Raw genomic sequence first — 17,222 nt, 5'->3', positions numbered from 1 at the left:
ACCGCTCAGAGCGGATCCACCCCGGGCGGGAGCTCGTCGCTGTCGATCGCCGACTGGATGTAGTCGAGCAGGATGCGCCGAAGCTCCCGACCGGCGTGGGTGGGTACGACGTCGCGTCGGCGGGCCACCGCGATGGTCCGTCGCACCCCGGGCGGGGCGAGCGGGGTGATCCGCACTCCCGGCCGGCGGGCCAGCACGATGCCGGGCACGAGCGCGATGCCGAGCCCCGCCTCAACGAAGCTGAGCACGGCGTCCATCTCGCCGCCGTCCACCGCGAAGGTCGGTTCGAAGCCCGCCTCCCGACATGCCTGGATGGTCGCGTCGCGCAGGTCGTACCCCTCCCGGAACATCACCATCGGCTGGTCCCGTAGGTCGGTGATGCGCAGCTCGCCGGTGGTCGACGCGGTGGGCACCTCCCCCACCGAGGCCACCACCAGGCTCTCCCGCAGGATCGGGTCGACCCGCAGCCCCGGGTCGGCGCCCTGCGCCGGCATGATGATCAGGGCCAGGTCGAGGTCGCCGCGCAGCAGATCGCGGACCAGGTCCTGGGAGCCGCCTTCTTCGACGCGCAGGTCGATGGTGGGGTGCGCGTCGCGGAACCGGCGCAGCACCGGCGGGGCGAGCGAGGTGGCCAGACTGGGGGTGGCCCCGAGCCGGACGCGGCCCCGGCGCAGCCCGACCAACTCCTGGACCTCCCGGGTCGCGGTCTCCACGTCGGCGAGGATGCGGGTGGCCAACGGCAGCAGCACCTCACCCGCCGCGGTGAGTGCGATATTGCCCCTTACCCGCTCGAACAGCGGCGCTCCGAGGTCGGCCTCCAGAGCGTGAATTTGCTTACTGAGCGAGGGCTGCGTGATGCCCACGATGTCGGCGGCTTGGGTGAAATGTCGTACTTCGGCCACCGCGACGAAGTACCGGAGCTGATGGAGCTGCATCTAAATAGCTTACGGCTATCAACACTGCGAGTTTGATGCATTGGACGACTGATCGAAGTGCTCCTAGCGTCGGTCCTGTGGTAATCACGAAAACTCGGTCGCCCATCCGCTCGAACGTCGGCCTCAAGGCCGTCATGGCGGTGACGGGCATCCTGCTGGCGCTGTTCCTCATCGCCCACATGCTCGGGAACCTCAAGGTGTTCACGGGGGCAACCTCGTTCGACCACTACGCGCACTGGCTACGCGACATCGGCAAGCCCCTGCTGCCCGGCGTCTGGTTCCTGTGGATCCTGCGCACCGGGCTGGTGGTTGCGGTCGTCGCCCACATCGTCGCCGCCACCGTGCTGGCCCGGCGCGCCCGCGCCGCCCGCCCGGTCAAGTACGCCCACCGCAAGAAGGTCAACGGCAGCTACGCGGCCCGCACGATGCGCTGGGGTGGAGTGATCATCCTGCTCTTCGTGATCTACCACCTCCTGGACCTGACCACCGGCACGCTGAACCCGGTCGGCAACGCCAGCAAGCCGTACGGCAACGTCGTCGCCGACTTCGCGCCGGAACGCTGGTACGTCACGCTCTTCTACACGCTCGCCATCCTCGCGGTGGGCTTCCACCTGCGCCACGGCGCGTTCAGCGCGTTCCGCAGCCTCGGCCAGCAGACGCCGCGCGGCGAGCGCAGGGCGCGTACCGCGGCTCTGGTCTTCGCCGTGCTGCTCTGCGCCGGGTACCTGGTGGTCCCGTTCGCCGTACTCACCGGATTGGTGTCCTGACATGGAACTCTTCACCGAGGGCGACCCGATCGCCGACACCAGGGCTCCCGCCGGCCCGGTCGAGAAGCGTTGGGAGACCCGGCGCTTCGAGGCCAAGCTGGTCAACCCCGCCAACCGCCGCAAGATGACGGTGATCGTGGTCGGCACCGGCCTGGCCGGCGGCTCGGCCGCCGCCACCCTGGCCGAGCAGGGCTACCACGTCAAGTCCTACTGCTACCAGGACAGCCCCCGCCGGGCGCACTCCATCGCGGCACAGGGCGGCATCAACGCGGCGAAGAACTACCGCAACGACGGCGACTCCGTGCACCGGCTCTTCTACGACACCGTCAAGGGCGGCGACTTCCGCTCCCGCGAGTCGAACGTGCACCGGCTCGCCGAGGTGTCGGTCAACATCATCGACCAGTGCGTCGCCCAGGGCGTGCCGTTCGCTCGCGAGTACGGCGGCCTACTGGACACCCGCTCCTTCGGTGGCGCCCAGGTGCAGCGCACCTTCTACGCCCGGGGCCAGACCGGCCAGCAGTTGCTGCTCGGCGCGTACCAGGCCCTGGAGCGGCAGATCGGCCTTGGCAACGTGGAGATGAACGCCCGGCACGAGATGCTGGAGCTGGTCCTCGTCGACGGCAAGGCCCGGGGCATCGTCGTCCGGGACCTGGTCACCGGCGAGATCAGCACCGAGATGGCCGACGCCGTGGTGCTCGCCTCCGGCGGCTACGGCAACGTCTTCTACCTCTCCACAAACGCCAAGGGCTGCAACGTCACCGCCACCTGGCGCGCACACCGCAAGGGCGCGTACTTCGCCAACCCGTGCTACACGCAGATCCACCCGACCTGCATCCCCGTCTCCGGCGACCACCAGTCGAAGCTCACTCTGATGAGCGAGTCGCTGCGCAACGACGGCCGGGTCTGGGTGCCGAAGACCAAGGGCGACGACCGCAACCCTCGGGAGATTCCCGAGGACGAGCGGGACTACTACCTGGAGCGGATCTACCCCTCCTTCGGCAACCTGGTCCCCCGTGACATCGCCTCCCGCGCCGCCAAGAACGTGTGCGACGAGGGGCGGGGCGTCGGGCCGACCAAGCTCGGCGTCTACCTCGACTTCGCCGACGCGATCGGCCGGCTGGGCCGCAAGGCCATCGAGGCCAAGTACGGCAACCTCTTCGAGATGTACGAGCGGATCACCGGCGAGGACCCGTACGAGGTGCCGATGCGCATCTACCCCGCCGTGCACTACACGATGGGCGGCCTGTGGGTCGACTACGACCTCCAGTCGAACATCCCCGGCCTGTTCGTGATCGGTGAGGCCAACTTCTCCGACCACGGCGCCAACCGCCTCGGCGCCTCGGCACTGATGCAGGGCCTCGCCGACGGCTACTTCGTGCTGCCCACCACCATCGCCAACTACCTGGCCTCCGGTCCACTGGAGAAGGTCGACGCCAGCCACCCGGCTGCTGTCGAGGCGCGCACCGACGTCGAGGACCGCGTCCAGCGGCTGCTCGCGGTCGACGGCGACCGGACCGTGGACTCGTTCCACCGGGAACTGGGCCAGATCATGTGGGAACACTGCGGCATGGAACGCAGCGAGGCCGGGCTGCGCAAGGCGATCGACGAGATCCGCGCCCTGCGCGAGGCGTTCTGGCAGCGGGTCAAGGTGTCCGGCACCGGCGAGGAACTCAACCAGTCGCTGGAGAAGGCCGGCCGGGTGGCCGACTTCTTCGAACTGGCCGAGCTGATGTGCATCGACGCCCTGCACCGCGAGGAGTCCTGCGGCGGCCACTTCCGGGCCGAGCACCAGACCCCCGACGGTGAGGCGCAGCGCGACGACGACCGGTTCGCGTACGTGGCGGCCTGGGAGTTCACCGCCACCGGTGAGCCCTCGGTGCTGCACAAGGAAGACCTGAAGTTCGAGTACGTCCACCCCACGCAGCGGAGCTACAAGTGAACCTGACCCTGCGCATCTGGCGCCAGAAGGGCCCCGAGGACAAGGGTCGGATGGTGACCTACCCGGTCGACGACGTGTCCCCGGACATGTCGTTCCTGGAGATGCTCGACGTCCTCAACGAGCGGCTGATCCTCGCGGGCGAGGACCCGGTGGCGTTCGACCACGACTGCCGCGAGGGCATCTGCGGCATGTGCGGCCTGATGATCAACGGCGACGCGCACGGGCCGCAGCGCGGCACCACCGCGTGCCAGTTGCACATGCGGCAGTTCACGGACGGCGAGACCATCGACATCGAACCGTGGCGGGCCAGCGCCTTCCCGGTCATCAAGGATTTGGTGGTCAACCGGGGCGCCTTCGACAAGATCATCGCGGCCGGCGGGTACGTCACCGCCCCGACCGGCAGCGCGCCCGAAGCCCACTCCACCCCGGTCGCCAAGGCCAACGCGGACGCCGCCTTCGAATCGGCGGCCTGCATCGGCTGTGGCGCCTGCGTGGCAGCCTGCCCGAACGGCTCCGGCATGCTCTTCACCGCCGCCAAGCTCACCCAGCTCTCGCTGCTGCCGCAGGGCCAGCCCGAGCGCTACACCCGGGTGATCGGCATGGTCGACGCGCACGACGAGGCCGGCTTCGGCGGCTGCACCAACGCCGGCGAATGCACCCCGGCCTGCCCGAAGGGCATCCCGCTGAACACCATCGGCCGCCTCAACCGCGACTACCTCACGGCCACCGCCAAGGGAGCCAACAACACCCCCGGTTCCTGAGATCCGCCGCCAGACCGCCGTACCCCGCGCTTTTCCCAGGGGTACGGCGGTCTTGGCGTTTTGGGCTTGAGGCTTTGGCCTTTGGTCTTTGGTCTTTGGTTGCGGTGAGGGCTGGGGCTGGGGCGACCGTCCCCGGCTCCGGGCGGTCAGGCTTGATCCCTGCGCCGGGCACGGTCGCCCCAGCCCTGACCCTTGTCACGGTTCGTCCGCACGTTGCGCTCCTGCTGGGGTACGTCGGCAGCTTCCACCACCGACGCGCCCAGCTAGCCAGCCCGGCGAACCCACCCCGCGCCCACTCCGGCCACGCCGCGCCGCCCTCGTGCTCCGCCCCATCGGGCGCGGCGGGTGGCTCTCGCCCACGCGGCGTCGTTGGGGATCGCGGCGGTGTCGCCGCATCGTTGGTCGCCCGCTTCAGCGACCCCCGTCGCGTCGTCCCGCCCTCTCGCCACGCTTCGTGCCGTCCTCACGCTCCGTCCCATCGGCTCGCCCCGTCACGTCACCCCGCCACGCTTCGTGCCGCCCGCTCGCGCTCCGTCTCCCCTGTCGAGCCTTGCCTTGCCCTCTCGCATCGCATGATCCACTCGGGTTTCAGGAAGTCGGCCTGTCACCGAGCCTCGGATACCGCGACTTCAAGGAACGCGAGTGGATCAACTCCATCTCGGCCAAGATGAGCCGCACCCCAGGGCGACAAAGGGTGTAAAGGCGTGCAATCGCCGCACGGTGTGTGGCTCATCGGCCCCACCCACGACGCGCACGAGCAGTAGCCATCCATGGACCCGACCCCACAGCAGACCGACTCACGAGCCCGGCCCACCGGCCGGGACCGCGAACCCGGCTTACCGGCCCGGCCCACAAACCCGACCCGGCCCGGCCCGGCCCGGCCCGGCCCACAGCCCCACCGCAACCACCGACCAGCCCGAGGCGGGCCCGAGGCGAGCGCGAGGCGAGCGCGAGGCGAGCGCGAGGCGGGCCCGAGGCGAGCCCGCGAGACAGGACCGGGACAGGCGGCCGGTTCAAGTGCCCGAGCCCGGGTAGCAGTCTTCCGAGACGGCAGTGAGAAGGGATGAGGGACATGAAGGCGCTCACCTGGCAGGGCAAGCGAGACGTACGGGTCGAGGAGGTCCCGGACCCCCGGATCGAGGAGCCGACCGATGCGATCGTGAAGATCACCTCGACCGCTATCTGCGGTTCCGACCTGCACCTGTACGAGGTGCTCGGACCGTACCTGAAGCCTGGTGATGTCCTGGGCCACGAGCCGATGGGCATCGTCGAGGAGGTCGGGTCGGAGGTGACCGGGCTCAAGCCGGGCGATCGGGTGGTGGTGCCGTTCAACATCGCCTGCGGCAGTTGTTGGATGTGTGAGCGCCAGCTCTACGCCCAGTGTGAGACCACCCAGGTCACCAGCGAGGGCAAGGGTGCGGCCCTGTTCGGCTACACCTCGCTCTACGGTTCGGTGCCGGGCGGGCAGGCCGAGTACCTGCGGGTCCCGCAGGCGCACTTCGGGCCGATCAAGATCCCCCAGACCGGTGCGGACGAGCGCTACCTCTACCTGTCCGACATTCTGCCCACCGCCTGGCAGGCGGTGAAGTACGCGGACACCCCGCCGGGCGGCACCCTGGCCGTGTTCGGCCTGGGCCCGGTCGGGCAGTTCTGCGCGCGGATCGGCCGCCATCTCGGCGCGGGCCGGGTGATCGGGCTGGACCTGGTGCCCGAGCGGCTGGAGTTGGCCCGCCGGCACGGCATCGAGGTGCTCGACGTCACTGAGCTGTCCGATGTGCCGGGCGCGTTGATCGACCTGGTCGACGGGCGCGGCCCGGACGCGGTGATCGACGCGGTGGGGATGGAGGCGCATGGTTCGCCGGCGGGGAAGTTGGCCCACGCCGCGGTCGGGTTGCTGCCGGACAAGCTGGCCCAGACGATGACCGACCGGGTCGGCATGGACCGGCTGTCCGTCCTGCACGCCGCGGTCAAGGGGGTCCGTCGTGGCGGCACCGTGTCGATCTCCGGGGTGTACGGCGGCGAGGCCGATCCGATGCCGCTGATGGAGATGTTCGACCGGGGTGTTCAGCTGCGCATGGGGCAGTGTCACGTGCGCCGGTGGACCGACGAGATCCTGCCGCTGCTCGCCGGTGACGACGACCCGCTGGGCGTGGAGGATCTGCGTACCCACCGGATGCCGCTGGCCCGGGCGCCGCAGGCGTACGAGATGTTCCAGAAGAAGGAGGACGGCTGCATCAAGGTCGTGCTCGAACCATGAGTGCGAGGAGTGAGCCGGGGTTGCGAGCCCCGCAGTCACGAGCGCAGTTGACGCCGTGAGCCGGGTGGTCGTGATCGTTGGCGCGAGCAGCGGGATCGGCCGGGCGACGGCCCGGGCGTTCGCCGAGCGCGGCGACCGCCTGGTCCTCGCCGCTCGCGCCGCCACGACCCTGGCCGAGGTACGCGCGGAGTGCGCCGACGTCGACGTACTGACCGTGTCGACAGACGTGACCGGGCCGGACGCGTTGGACGCTCTCGCGGTCGCGGCGATGGACCGCTTCGGCCGTGTCGACGTGTGGGTGCACACGGCGGCGGTGATGGCCTACGGGCGTTTCGACGAGCTGCCCGGGCGGGTCTTCGACCAGGTGGTACGGACCGATCTGCTCGGCGCCGCCGGTTCGGTGCGGGTGGCGTTGCGGCACTTCCGGGCCGCCGGGGCCGGCACGGTGATCCTCACCGGTTCGGTGCTCGGGCATGTCACCGCGCCGTACATGAGCGCGTACGTGGCGAGCAAGTGGGGGTTGCAGGGTCTGGTCCGGACGGTGCAGCAGGAGTTGCGCGGCAGCCCGGAGATCCGGTTGTGTCTGGTCAACCCGGGCAGCGTGGACACGCCCGTCTACCAGCAGGCGGCCAACTATCTGGGCCGGGTCGGGCGGCCGCCGGCGCCGGTCGCCAGCCCGCAGCGGGTGGCCCGGGCCATCGTGGACTGCGTCGACCGACCCCGTCGGGAGGTGTCAGTGGGCCGGCTCAACGTGGTGCTGCGCGCCGGCTTCACCGTGCTGCCGGGGGTGTACGACGTCCTCGTCGGGCCGCTGATGCGGTTGGCCGGCCTGAGTGGACGGCCGGTCGCGGCGAACGACGGTAGCGTCTTCGCTCCGAACCCGGCCGGTGAGGCGGTACGCGGCGGTCACGCGCCCGGCCTACGGCGACTCGTGTTCGGACCGGTCGGCGCGGTGGGCGCCGCACTGCGCCGACGATTCGGCTGACCTGTTCGGGACTGTTCGGGACAAATTCGGGGGCATCGTGCATCGATCAACTCGCCTAGGGTGGTGGGCCAGCAAGCGCTCTGGCGCACCACGATCGGGGAGACGATTGACCATGCGACTGAACCGCAGAACCGCGCTCGGGTTGGGCACGGTGGCCACCGCCGGCACGGTGCTGGGCGCCGCCGCCCCGGCGAGCGCCGCCGAGACCACCGAGGCGTCGCCGACCACCCCCGCTCGGGCCGCCCGTCGGGTCGCCTCGGTCTTCGACAAGCACAGCGCCGAGGCCGGCGGCAACTGGCAGGCGTACGTCAGCGTCGCCGACCCGGCCGGCACGCCGGTGGTCGCGGTGGAGGCGGACGCGGACCGGCGGATCGAGGCGTACAGCGTCAACAAGATCGCCGTTGCCACGGCGGTGCTCGACAAGGTCGACCGCGGGCTGCTCACCCTGGACCAGCAGGTCGAGGTGAGCGCGGCGATCATCGTACCGGGTGGGGACGGCATCTTCAGCCTGGACGGCGCGTACCCGAGCCTGGTGACCATCGGGCACGTGCTGGCCAACCTGCTGACCGTCTCGGACGACACGGCGGTGCGGTTGTGCGGCCTGGTCGCCCCGGCCGCCGAGATCAACTCCATCCTGGTCGCCAAGGGCTTCCCGAACACCCAGGTCCAGCCGGTGGCCAACCCGAACCGGTTCTTCCTCGGCACCAGCACGCCTCGGGAGACGCACGACCTGCTGCGCGCCCTGGTCGCTGGCACGCTGCTCTCCCCCGCCTCGACGACGTACCTGTTGGGCATCCTGCGCTCCCCGGTGGCGTTCACCGACGGCATCCGGCGCACGATGTCCTCCGACGAGCGGGCCCGGATCGCCACCAAGGCCGGCTGGTACGCCGACGCCCGGCACGAGGCCGGTGTGATCTTCGACCGCTCCGGCGCGGCGGTGCTCACGTACGCGCTCTTCGCCGACGGGCAGGCCAACCCGGACGACTTCGGCGCGACCCACCCGGCGGTGCAGGCCCGGGCCGCCATGGGGCCCAAGTTCCTGGCCGCGGTGGACCGGATCGCGGGCGTGGGCAGGACGTTCCGGATCACCGCCCGACGCCCCAGCAACGGCGGCTAGGCACACCGTGGGCCCGTCCCGGGTCGGTCGCCGCTGCCGGCGACCGACCCGGCGTGGCGACCGCCGAGGCACGGGTCGGTCCGGGTGACTACCGTGTAGGGCGGACACGTCGGAGGGACGGCAATGGCACGAGCGCAGAACACGGACGTCGAACGGTCGCTCGGGCGGCGGATGCGGGGTGCGGCGGGCCTGGCCGCGCTGGCCGGCCTGGCCTGGGTCGCCCGGGATGTGCCGGCCGCGCTGGGTGGCCGGCTCAGCGGGGCACGGGCGGAACGGGCGGCCCGCTCGCCCCAGTTCCGCGAGGGCACCTTCCACAACCGGGCCGGCACCCGCACCATGATCGCCGAGCCGGGGCGCAACCTGCTCCGTGAGCTGATCTTCGGCAAGCAGAAGCGGCGTCCGACCGCGCCGGTTCCGCTGGTGCGCCCCAGCACGGGCGCGTCGGAGGCCGCCGACGAGCTCAACATCGTCTGGTACGGCCACGCCTCGACGCTTATCGAGATCGAGGGGCGGCGGGTGCTGCTCGACCCGGTGTGGAGCGACAGGTGCTCCCCCTCGGGCCTGGTCGGCCCGCGCCGGCTGCACGAGCCACCGGTCGGCATCGACGAGTTGCCCCCGCTGGACGCCATCCTGATCTCGCACGACCACTACGACCACCTCGACATGGCCACCGTGCGGGCGCTGCTCGCCGGGCAGTCCGCGCCGTTCCTGGTGCCGCTCGGCGTGGGCGCGCACCTGGACCGCTGGGGCGTACCCGCCGAGCGGATCATCGAGCTGGACTGGTCCGAGTCGCACCAGGTCGCCGGCTTGGAGATCACCGCAACCGCCGCCCAGCACTTCTCCGGTCGCGGGTTGCGTCGCGACGGCACGCTCTGGAGCTCGTGGGTGGTGGCCGGGGCGCGCCGGAAGGTCTTCTACACCGGCGACTCCGGTTACTTCGACGGGTACGCCGAGATCGGCGCCGAGCACGGGCCGTTCGACGTGACGCTGATGCAGATCGGGGCGTACGACCGGGCCTGGCCGACGATCCACATGTTCCCGGAGGAGGCGGTCAGCGCCCACCTCGACCTGCGCGGCGGGCTGTTCATGCCGGTGCACTGGGCGACGTTCAACCTGGCGCTGCACGACTGGTCGGAGCCGGTCGACCGGTTGTGGGCCGAGGCGAAGGCCCGCGACGTGCGGCTCGCCGTGCCCCGACCGGGCGAGCGGGTGGTGGTGGACGAGCCGCCCGCCGTCGACGGTTGGTGGCAGGCCATCGCCTGAGTCAGGCCAAAGCAGGCACCGCCTGAGTCAGGCCAAAGCAGGCACCGCCTGAGTCAGGCCAAAGCAGGCACCGCCTGAGTCAGGCCAGAGCAGGCACCGCCTGAGCCGGGTCAGAGCACGAACGCGTCGGTCCAGAGCGCGCCGGACCGGCCGGAGAGGGCGTCCAGCATGGCCACCGCCTGACCGTCGGTGAGCTGCGCGACGAAATCCACGATGGCTCGCCCCCGGGCGCGACCGATCCGGTCCGGGGTACGCGGGTGCAGCTCCGCCTCGGCCAACTCGACCAGGTCGTGCAGTCGGCGGGGCAGCCGGGACTCCTCCTCCGGGTCGAGCAGCCACTCCCAGAGCGCCTCGACAAGGGTGCCCAGCAGCCGGGCCTGGCCGCGCTGGTGCAGGGCGAGGTCCGGGCGGGCCAGCACGAACCGGTGGTGGACGAACTTGAGCACCTGCACCTCGTGCCACTGCGCGCAGCCCAGCAGCACGTGCCCGGAGCGCACCGACGGCTGGTCGGTGACGGTGATCGCCTCGACGAAGCGGGTGGACCAGCGGGCGGAGAACCGCGCCACGTACTGCTCGGCCTCGATCGAGCCGTCGAACGGCATCGCGAGCAGCCCGTCCACCAACTCCTCGCGGACGTGCTCGACGGCGGCGGCGAACGCGTCGTCGTCGGCGATCCAGGCGTCCTTGCGGTGCAGTTGCCGGCGCAGCCGCTCGATCGCCGCCCCGGGTCGCCGGGCCGCGGTGGCCAGCGCCGCGTCGGTGATCGCCCGGAAGTGCCCGCTCTCGCGCTGCCAGGCCATCAACTCGGCGGAGACCGAACCCTGCTGGAGCACGCCGACCCGGTAGAAGTCCTCCACGTCGTGGATGGCGTACGCGATGTCGTCGGCGGTGTCCATCACGGACGCCTCCACGGTCTGCTGCCAGTCCGGGATGCGGCCGGCGAACGGCTCCCGGGCCTGCCGTAGGTCGTCCAGTTCGGTCCGGTACGCGCCGAACTTCGACGAGCCGCTGTCCGGGTCGTCCGGCGGCGGGGTGGCTCCGCGCGGCGGGGGGTCCATGGTGCGGGGGTGCGGGTCGGGGTGGTCCAGGCGGGTCCACGGGTACTTCAACATGGCCGCGCGGACCGCCGCGGTCAGGTCCAACCCGGTGGTGGCCGCGCCGCGGATCTCGGTGCTGGTGACGATCCGGTACGACTGCGCGTTGCCCTCGAAACCGTCGGAGAGGCCGAGGCGCTGGCGGGCCAGCCGGTCCAACACCCGCTCCCCCAGGTGCCCGAACGGTGGGTGGCCGAGGTCGTGGGCGAGCGCCGCCGCCTCCACCACGTCGGGATCACAGCCGCCGAGCCTGTCCAGCAGGTCACGCCACCGCTCGTCGGCGTTCAACCGTTCGGCGACCGCACGGGCCACCTGGGCGACCTTGAGGCTGTGCGTGAGCCGGTTGTGTACCAGCAGCCCGGAGCCGACCGGGCTGATCACCTGGGTGACACCGCCGAGGCGGGCGAAGAACGGCGAGCCGACGATCCGGTCCCGGTCGGCGCGGAACGGGTTGGCCGTGAGGTCGCCGAGGGCCCGGGCGCTGCCGCCGAAGAGCCGCCGGGCGCGCGGCTCCGCAGCAGATTCCATGATCGCCACGCTAGCGCAGGCCCGACGGGGCCGCCGCAGGTCACCCCGGCCGGGCGCGGTGGTTCGATCCCCGGCCCCGGCCGGGACGCGTCGCCCGCCCCGGCCGGGACCCGTCGGATCAGTCCCCCGCCCCGGCCGGGCGCGGCGACAGCGCACCGGCGCGCCCGGCAGAATGCAGGCGTACCCGCTCTTTGAAGGCGGATCGAGTCGAAGGCGGATCGAGATCGTGACCCAGTCTGTTCATCAGCGGATCGCCGACGAGCTCGGCGTGGCCGAGCGTCAGGTGCGGGCGGCCGTGGAGCTGCTCGACGGCGGCTCCACCGTGCCGTTCATCGCCCGCTACCGCAAGGAGGCCACCGGCCTGCTCGACGACACCCAGCTGCGCACCCTGGAGGAGCGGCTGCGTTACCTGCGCGAGCTGGACGAACGGCGGGCCGCGGTACTGGAGTCGATCCGCGGGCAGGGCAAGTTGGACGACGCCCTGGAAGCGCAGATCATGGCCGCCGACTCGAAGTCCCGGCTGGAGGACATCTACCTCCCGTACAAGCCGAAGCGGCGGACCCGGGCGCAGATCGCCCGCGAGGCCGGGTTGGCGCCGTTGGCCGAGACGCTGCTGGCCGATCCGGGTCAGGACCCGCGCGCCACCGCCGCCCGGTTCGTCGACCCGGAGAAGGGCGTCGCCGACGTCGCGGCCGCGCTGGAGGGCGCGCGGGCGATCCTCATCGAGACCTTCGCTGAGGACGCCGACCTGATCGGCACGCTGCGCGAGCAGATGTGGTCGCGGGGCCGTCTGGTCTCCCGGGTACGCGAGGGTCAGGAGGCGGCCGGCGCCAAGTTCGCCGACTACTTCGACTTCTCCGAGCCGTACCCGAAGCTGCCCTCACACCGGATCCTGGCGATGTTCCGGGGCGAGAAGGAGGGCGTGCTCGACCTGACCATGGAGTCGGAGGAGGCGGGCGAGGCAGACGCCGTACCGACCGGCCCGACCCGGTACGAGGCGGCCATCGCCGGTCGGTTCGGGGTGTCCGACGCGGGCCGCCCGGCCGACCGTTGGCTGACCGACACGGTCCGCTGGGCGTGGCGTACCCGGATCCTCATCCACCTCGGCGCGGACCTGCGGATGCGGCTGTGGCAGGCGGCCGAGGAGGAGGCGGTGCGGGTCTTCGCCACCAACCTGCGGGACCTGCTGCTCGCCGCGCCGGCCGGCACCCGGCCCACGATGGGCCTGGACCCGGGCCTGCGGACCGGGGTGAAGGTGGCCGTCGTGGACGCCACCGGCAAGGTGGTCGCCACCGACACCATCTATCCGCACGAGCCGCGCCGGCAGTGGGACGCGTCGGTGGAGACCCTCGCCCGGCTGGCCGGCGCGCACGGGGTGGAGCTGATCGCGATCGGTAACGGCACCGCCTCCCGCGAGACCGACAAGCTCGCCGGTGATCTGATCGCCCGGCACCCGCAGCTCAACCTGACCAAGGTGATGGTCTCCGAGGCCGGAGCGTCGGTCTACTCCGCCTCCGCGTACGCCTCGCAGGAGCTGCCCGGGATGGACGTGTCGCTGCGCGGCGCGGTCTCCATCGCCCGCCGCCTCCAGGACCCCCTCGCGGAGCTGGTCAAGATCGATCCGCGTTCGATAGGCGTCGGTCAGTACCAGCACGACCTGTCCGAGGTGAAGCTGTCCCGGTCGCTGGACGCTGTCGTGGAGGACTGCGTCAACGCGGTCGGGGTGGACGTCAACACCGCCTCCGCGCCGCTGCTGACCCGGGTCTCCGGGATCGGCGCCGGCCTGGCCGAGAACATCGTGCTGCACCGGGACGCCAACGGGCCGTTCCGCTCGCGTACCGAGCTGAAGAAGGTGGCCCGGCTGGGGCCGAAGGCGTTCGAACAGTGCGCCGGCTTCCTGCGCATCCCGGACGGCGACGACCCACTGGACTCCTCAAGCGTGCACCCCGAGGCGTACCCGGTGGTGCGCCGGATCCTCTCCACCACCGGGCAGGACCTGCGTTCGGTGATCGGCAGGAGCGGCATCCTGCGAGGGCTGCGGGCCACCGACTTCGTCGATGACCGGTTCGGCCTCCCGACCGTGACCGACATCCTCGCCGAGCTGGAGAAGCCGGGCCGGGATCCCCGCCCGGAGTTCCGCACCGCCACCTTCGTCGAAGGGGTGGAGAAGATCGGCGACCTGACGCCGGGCATGGTGCTGGAGGGTGTGGTCACAAACGTGGCCGCGTTCGGGGCGTTCGTCGACGTCGGCGTGCACCAGGACGGTCTGGTGCACGTCTCGGCGATGTCCCGGACCTTCGTGAAGGACCCCCGCGAGGTGGTGAAGTCCGGCGACGTGGTCAAGGTCCGGGTGCTCGACGTGGACGTACCCCGCAAGCGGATCTCGCTGACCCTGCGCCTGGACGACGAGCCGGCCACCGGCGACGGTGGTGGTAGCAGCCGGACCGGCCAGGAGGGCCGGGGCCCGGCGCAGCGCGCGCCGCAGGGCGGTCGCGGCGGCGGCCAGGGCGGTCGCGAAGGCCAGGCCGGTCGCGGCGGGCAGGGTGGTCGCGAAGGCCAGGCCGGTCGCGGCGGGCAGGGTGGTCGCGAAGGCCAGGCCGGTCGCGGCGCCGGGCACGGCGGTCGCGGCGGGCAGCAGCGGCAGGGCGCACCGGCGCCGGCCAACGACGCGATGGCCGAAGCCCTGCGCCGCGCCGGACTGGCCTGACCCCATTCAACACGTCAACCCCGCGCCGTCCCGTCGATCATGGAGTTGTGGTGGGCGACAAACCGCCCGCATGAAGCCAAACCAGGCACCACAACTCCATGATCGACAAAGCCGAGCTGCCCTTCTCCGTCGATCTTGCACTTACCGTCCCGACATAAGCCGGCATTCCACCTATCTCGACGACCAAAACTAGAAGATCGGCGCGGGCGCGGCCGGGGGAAAATGCGCTCGCGGGGCGGTGGGGTTCGGGGTGATGATCTCGCGGTGAGAATGCACGCCGATCAGGTGGACGTGAGCGTGGACGTGGTTACCGCGCTGGTGGCCGAGCAGTTTCCGCGGTGGCGGGGCCTGCCGATCCGGCCGCTCCCCTCGACCGGCACGGTGAACGCCCTGTTCCGGCTCGGCCCGGACATCGTGCTGCGGTTCCCGCTGCTCCCCTCGACCGACCCCGAGCTGCGCGCCGAGCTGCGGCGCGAGCAGGAGTACGCGGTGCTGCTCGCCGCGCGCCTGCCGGTCGCGGTGCCCGAACCGCTCGGCCTCGGCGAGCCGGGCGACGGGTACCCCGGGCCGTGGACGGCGTACCAGTTCATCCCGGGGGAGACGGCCCAGCGCGACCGGATCGACGACCTCGACGTCTTCGCCCGCGACCTGGCCAGCGTGGTGACGGCCCTGCGCGGCATCGACACCGGTGGGCGGGTCTGGTCCGGGAACGGGCGCGGTGGGCCGCTGGCCGCCGAGGACGCCAGCGTACGGGCCGCGCTCGCGGTCAGCGGCGCGCTCACCGACACCACCGCGCTCATCGAGGTGTGGGAGCGGTGCCGGGACGCGCGCCGCGACGACGCCGCCGACCGGTGGATCCACGGTGACCTGATGCCGGGCAACCTGCTGGTCCGCGACGGCCGGCTGGTTGCGGTCATCGATCTGGGTGCGGTCGGCGTGGGCGACCCCGCGGTGGACCTGATGCCGGCGTGGAACCTGTTCGACGCGGGCTCCCGGGAGACGTACCGGCGGGCGTTGGGCGTGGACGACGCGACCTGGCAGCGGGGGCGCGGCTGGGCCCTGGAGCAGGCGATCAACGCGTTGCCCTACTACGTCGACACCAACCCGGTGATGGCCGGCATCGCCCGGCACACTCTGCTGGCCGTCCTCGACTGAATCTGGTCGCGTACCGTGGCTGCCGTGGTGGGCGACGACCAGAACTGGCGGGACCGGCGGGAACGGGCGGTGCGCGCGCATGCCGACGCGGACGCTCGGGCCCGCGCCGCCGAGCAGGCCACGGCGGCGACGCTTGTGACGCGCTTCGCCGCCGAGGCGACCGAGCGCGGGCTGCGTCCGGTGCGGCTCAGCGCGACGTCCTACGATGGCCGGCAGCGGTATCGCACCAGCCTCACCGGCTGGTACGTCGACCGGGCCCGCAGCCGGGCGGTCGACACCCAGGGGCGCTTCTACCTGCTGACCGTGCCGGCCAGCCTGCGTTCGCTGCTGCTCGGCGCGACGCCCGAGCCGTCCCCGCCGCCGCTGGTGATCGGCCGGGGTGGCCGCGACGGCGAGTCCATGCCGCTGGAGGCGTTGCTGAGCCAGCGCCTCGCGGCGGGCGACGACTGGCGTTGACGCCGCACCGGGGTCAACGCCGTCGGTGGCTCTCCATCGCCTCGCACAGCGCCCGCTCGACCCGCTCGGCACCGGCGGCGACGGAGAAGGCCCGGTCGTAGTGCGCCCGGCCGGCCTGACCGAGCAGCTCCAGCTTCTCTCGGCCCAGGCCGCAGAGTTCCCGTAGGGCGTCGGCGATCGAGTCGGGGTCACCAGGTCGAGCGGTGATACCGGCGCCGCTGTCCCGCGCGACGGCGGCGGCGTCCCCTTCCGCGGCGACAAGCAGGGCCCGCCCGGCGGCGAGGGTGGCCTGTACCTTGCTGGGCATCGTGTACGCCGACATGCCGCCGGGTCGCAGGCTCACGTAGTGGGCGTCGCCGGTGGCCATCAGCGCGGGCATCCGCTCCCGGGGCAGCCGCCCGAGGAAACGCACATGAGTCGCTTTCAGCTCCTCGGCCCGCCGTCGTAGCCGCTCCTCGGTGGTTCCGGAGCCGGCGATCAGACAGACCAGCCGCGGGTCGCGGATCCGGGCGCAGGCGTCGATGAGCGAGTCGAGCCCCTGCGCCTCACCGAGCGTGCCGGCGTACACCAGCACCACCTGGTCCGCGCGGAGCCCCAGCTCCGCGCGGAGGTCCGCGACGCCGGTCTGCGGTGTCTCGTCGGCCCACACCGGAATGTGGACGAGCTTCTCCCGGGGCACGCCCCGGCTGGCGAGCAGGTCGGCGGCGCCGGGCGAGACGTACGCGACGCGGCCGGCGCTGCGGTACATCCCACCGCACCAGCCGGCCATTCCCCGCTCGATCATCCGCGACACCCGGTCGGTGCCGAGGAAGCCGCTGGCCAACGCGCTGTCCGGCCACAGGTCCAGGACGTGCAGTAGCACCGGCACCCGCTGCACGTATCTGGTGAACCACATGGGCAGGGCGACGCTGATCGGTGAGTTCCCGACCCAGAGGGCGTCCAGGCCGCGCAGGGCCGGCGTGCCGGAGACCAGCGCGGAGGTGGCGAAGGAGCCGTAGTTGGCCATCCGTCGCAGCGCGGAGCGGTCGTGGCTGGGATAGAGGGCCACCCGGCGGATCCGGGTCGTCCCGTCGACCTCGTCGAGGCGGCGTGTCACCCGGTAGCCGGGCGCCAACTCGCCGGTCGGGTAGTTGGGGAAGCCGGTGAGGACCTGGACCTCGTGTCCTCGGCGGGCGAGGGCCCGGGCGAGCATCCCGGGGAGCGCGGCGGCGCCCGGCTCCGGGTCGTACCACTGGGTGAGCATGCCGATCCGCATGGG

General features: G+C 71.8%; 13 protein-coding genes. 10 read left to right on the top strand and 3 right to left on the bottom strand.

Going from position 1 to position 17,222, the window contains the following annotated elements:
• Positions 1 to 5: 5 nt before the first annotated feature.
• Positions 6 to 935, bottom strand: a complete 930-nt coding sequence (locus ACLQ3B_RS29680) for a LysR family transcriptional regulator (protein ID WP_425783992.1) — start codon at positions 933 to 935, stop codon at positions 6 to 8.
• An 83-nt stretch (positions 936 to 1,018) separates the two neighbouring features.
• On the opposite strand from ACLQ3B_RS29680, the gene ACLQ3B_RS29675 reads away from it, so the two are divergent.
• The 7 genes from ACLQ3B_RS29675 to ACLQ3B_RS29645 all read left to right on the top strand — a co-directional run bounded on the left by ACLQ3B_RS29675 (position 1,019) and on the right by ACLQ3B_RS29645 (position 10,024).
• Positions 1,019 to 1,702 carry a succinate dehydrogenase cytochrome b subunit gene (locus tag ACLQ3B_RS29675; RefSeq protein WP_425784011.1) on the top strand — a complete coding sequence of 228 codons (684 nt, stop codon included), beginning with the start codon at positions 1,019 to 1,021 and terminating at the stop codon, positions 1,700 to 1,702.
• A gap of 1 nt (position 1,703) precedes the next feature.
• The gene (locus ACLQ3B_RS29670; RefSeq protein WP_425783991.1) at positions 1,704 to 3,641 is read left to right on the top strand and encodes a fumarate reductase/succinate dehydrogenase flavoprotein subunit; all 1,938 of its coding nucleotides are present in this window, start codon (positions 1,704 to 1,706) and stop codon (positions 3,639 to 3,641) included.
• Positions 3,638 to 4,402, top strand: coding sequence for a succinate dehydrogenase/fumarate reductase iron-sulfur subunit (locus ACLQ3B_RS29665; RefSeq protein ID WP_425783990.1), 765 nt, complete (start codon positions 3,638 to 3,640; stop codon positions 4,400 to 4,402). The genes ACLQ3B_RS29670 and ACLQ3B_RS29665 overlap by 4 nt, the downstream gene beginning before the upstream one ends.
• Positions 4,403 to 5,474: 1,072 nt before the next feature.
• Positions 5,475 to 6,659 (top strand): zinc-dependent alcohol dehydrogenase, encoded by a 1,185-nt coding sequence (locus tag ACLQ3B_RS29660; protein ID WP_425784010.1) that lies wholly within the window; start codon positions 5,475 to 5,477, stop codon positions 6,657 to 6,659.
• Between the two features lie 55 nt (positions 6,660 to 6,714).
• Positions 6,715 to 7,644, top strand: a complete 930-nt coding sequence (locus ACLQ3B_RS29655; protein WP_425783989.1) for an SDR family NAD(P)-dependent oxidoreductase — start codon at positions 6,715 to 6,717, stop codon at positions 7,642 to 7,644.
• 112 nt (positions 7,645 to 7,756) lie between these two features.
• Positions 7,757 to 8,761, top strand: a complete 1,005-nt coding sequence (locus ACLQ3B_RS29650; RefSeq protein WP_425783988.1) for a serine hydrolase — start codon at positions 7,757 to 7,759, stop codon at positions 8,759 to 8,761.
• Between the two features lie 123 nt (positions 8,762 to 8,884).
• Positions 8,885 to 10,024, top strand: a complete 1,140-nt coding sequence (locus ACLQ3B_RS29645; RefSeq protein WP_425783987.1) for an MBL fold metallo-hydrolase — start codon at positions 8,885 to 8,887, stop codon at positions 10,022 to 10,024.
• Positions 10,025 to 10,134: 110 nt separating this feature from the next.
• Here ACLQ3B_RS29645 and ACLQ3B_RS29640 read toward each other — a convergent pair whose 3' ends face one another.
• Positions 10,135 to 11,646, bottom strand: coding sequence for a deoxyguanosinetriphosphate triphosphohydrolase family protein (locus tag ACLQ3B_RS29640; protein ID WP_425783986.1), 1,512 nt, complete (start codon positions 11,644 to 11,646; stop codon positions 10,135 to 10,137).
• Positions 11,647 to 11,818: 172 nt separating this feature from the next.
• Here ACLQ3B_RS29640 and ACLQ3B_RS29635 point away from each other — a divergent pair, with 172 nt between their 5' ends.
• The 3 genes from ACLQ3B_RS29635 (at position 11,819) to ACLQ3B_RS29625 (ending at position 15,964) form a co-directional block, all read left to right on the top strand.
• A complete protein-coding gene (locus ACLQ3B_RS29635) occupies positions 11,819 to 14,353 on the top strand; it encodes a Tex family protein (protein WP_425783985.1) in 2,535 nt (844 codons plus the stop codon).
• A gap of 270 nt (positions 14,354 to 14,623) precedes the next feature.
• Positions 14,624 to 15,508, top strand: coding sequence for an aminoglycoside phosphotransferase family protein (locus ACLQ3B_RS29630; RefSeq protein ID WP_425784009.1), 885 nt, complete (start codon positions 14,624 to 14,626; stop codon positions 15,506 to 15,508).
• Between the two features lie 27 nt (positions 15,509 to 15,535).
• A complete protein-coding gene (locus tag ACLQ3B_RS29625) occupies positions 15,536 to 15,964 on the top strand; it encodes a hypothetical protein (RefSeq protein ID WP_425784008.1) in 429 nt (142 codons plus the stop codon).
• A gap of 13 nt (positions 15,965 to 15,977) precedes the next feature.
• Here the strand turns inward: ACLQ3B_RS29625 and ACLQ3B_RS29620 are convergent, their stop codons facing one another.
• A complete protein-coding gene (locus ACLQ3B_RS29620) occupies positions 15,978 to 17,219 on the bottom strand; it encodes a glycosyltransferase family 4 protein (RefSeq protein ID WP_425783984.1) in 1,242 nt (413 codons plus the stop codon).
• Positions 17,220 to 17,222: the final 3 nt, after the last annotated feature.

Source organism: Micromonospora sp. DT53 (genome assembly GCF_049841535.1).
Taxonomy (GTDB): Bacteria; Actinomycetota; Actinomycetes; order Mycobacteriales; family Micromonosporaceae; genus Micromonospora.
Note: the sequence above shows the minus strand (reverse complement) of the source record. Positions and strands in the feature narration are given on the sequence as shown.

Bases quoted from the DNA above. Each gene is read 5' to 3' on its own strand.
- ACLQ3B_RS29635 (WP_425783985.1), top strand. From the start codon at position 11,819: ATGCAGGCGTACCCGCTCTTTGAAGGCGGATCGAGTCGAAGGCGGATC.
- ACLQ3B_RS29630 (WP_425784009.1), top strand. From the start codon at position 14,624: ATGCACGCCGATCAGGTGGACGTGAGCGTGGACGTGGTTACCGCGCTG.
- ACLQ3B_RS29670 (WP_425783991.1), top strand. From the start codon at position 1,704: ATGGAACTCTTCACCGAGGGCGACCCGATCGCCGACACCAGGGCTCCC.
- ACLQ3B_RS29650 (WP_425783988.1), top strand. From the start codon at position 7,757: ATGCGACTGAACCGCAGAACCGCGCTCGGGTTGGGCACGGTGGCCACC.
- ACLQ3B_RS29680 (WP_425783992.1), bottom strand. From the start codon at position 935: ATGCAGCTCCATCAGCTCCGGTACTTCGTCGCGGTGGCCGAAGTACGA.
- ACLQ3B_RS29620 (WP_425783984.1), bottom strand. From the start codon at position 17,219: ATGCGGATCGGCATGCTCACCCAGTGGTACGACCCGGAGCCGGGCGCC.
- ACLQ3B_RS29640 (WP_425783986.1), bottom strand. From the start codon at position 11,646: ATGGAATCTGCTGCGGAGCCGCGCGCCCGGCGGCTCTTCGGCGGCAGC.
- ACLQ3B_RS29660 (WP_425784010.1), top strand. From the start codon at position 5,475: ATGAAGGCGCTCACCTGGCAGGGCAAGCGAGACGTACGGGTCGAGGAG.
- ACLQ3B_RS29645 (WP_425783987.1), top strand. From the start codon at position 8,885: ATGGCACGAGCGCAGAACACGGACGTCGAACGGTCGCTCGGGCGGCGG.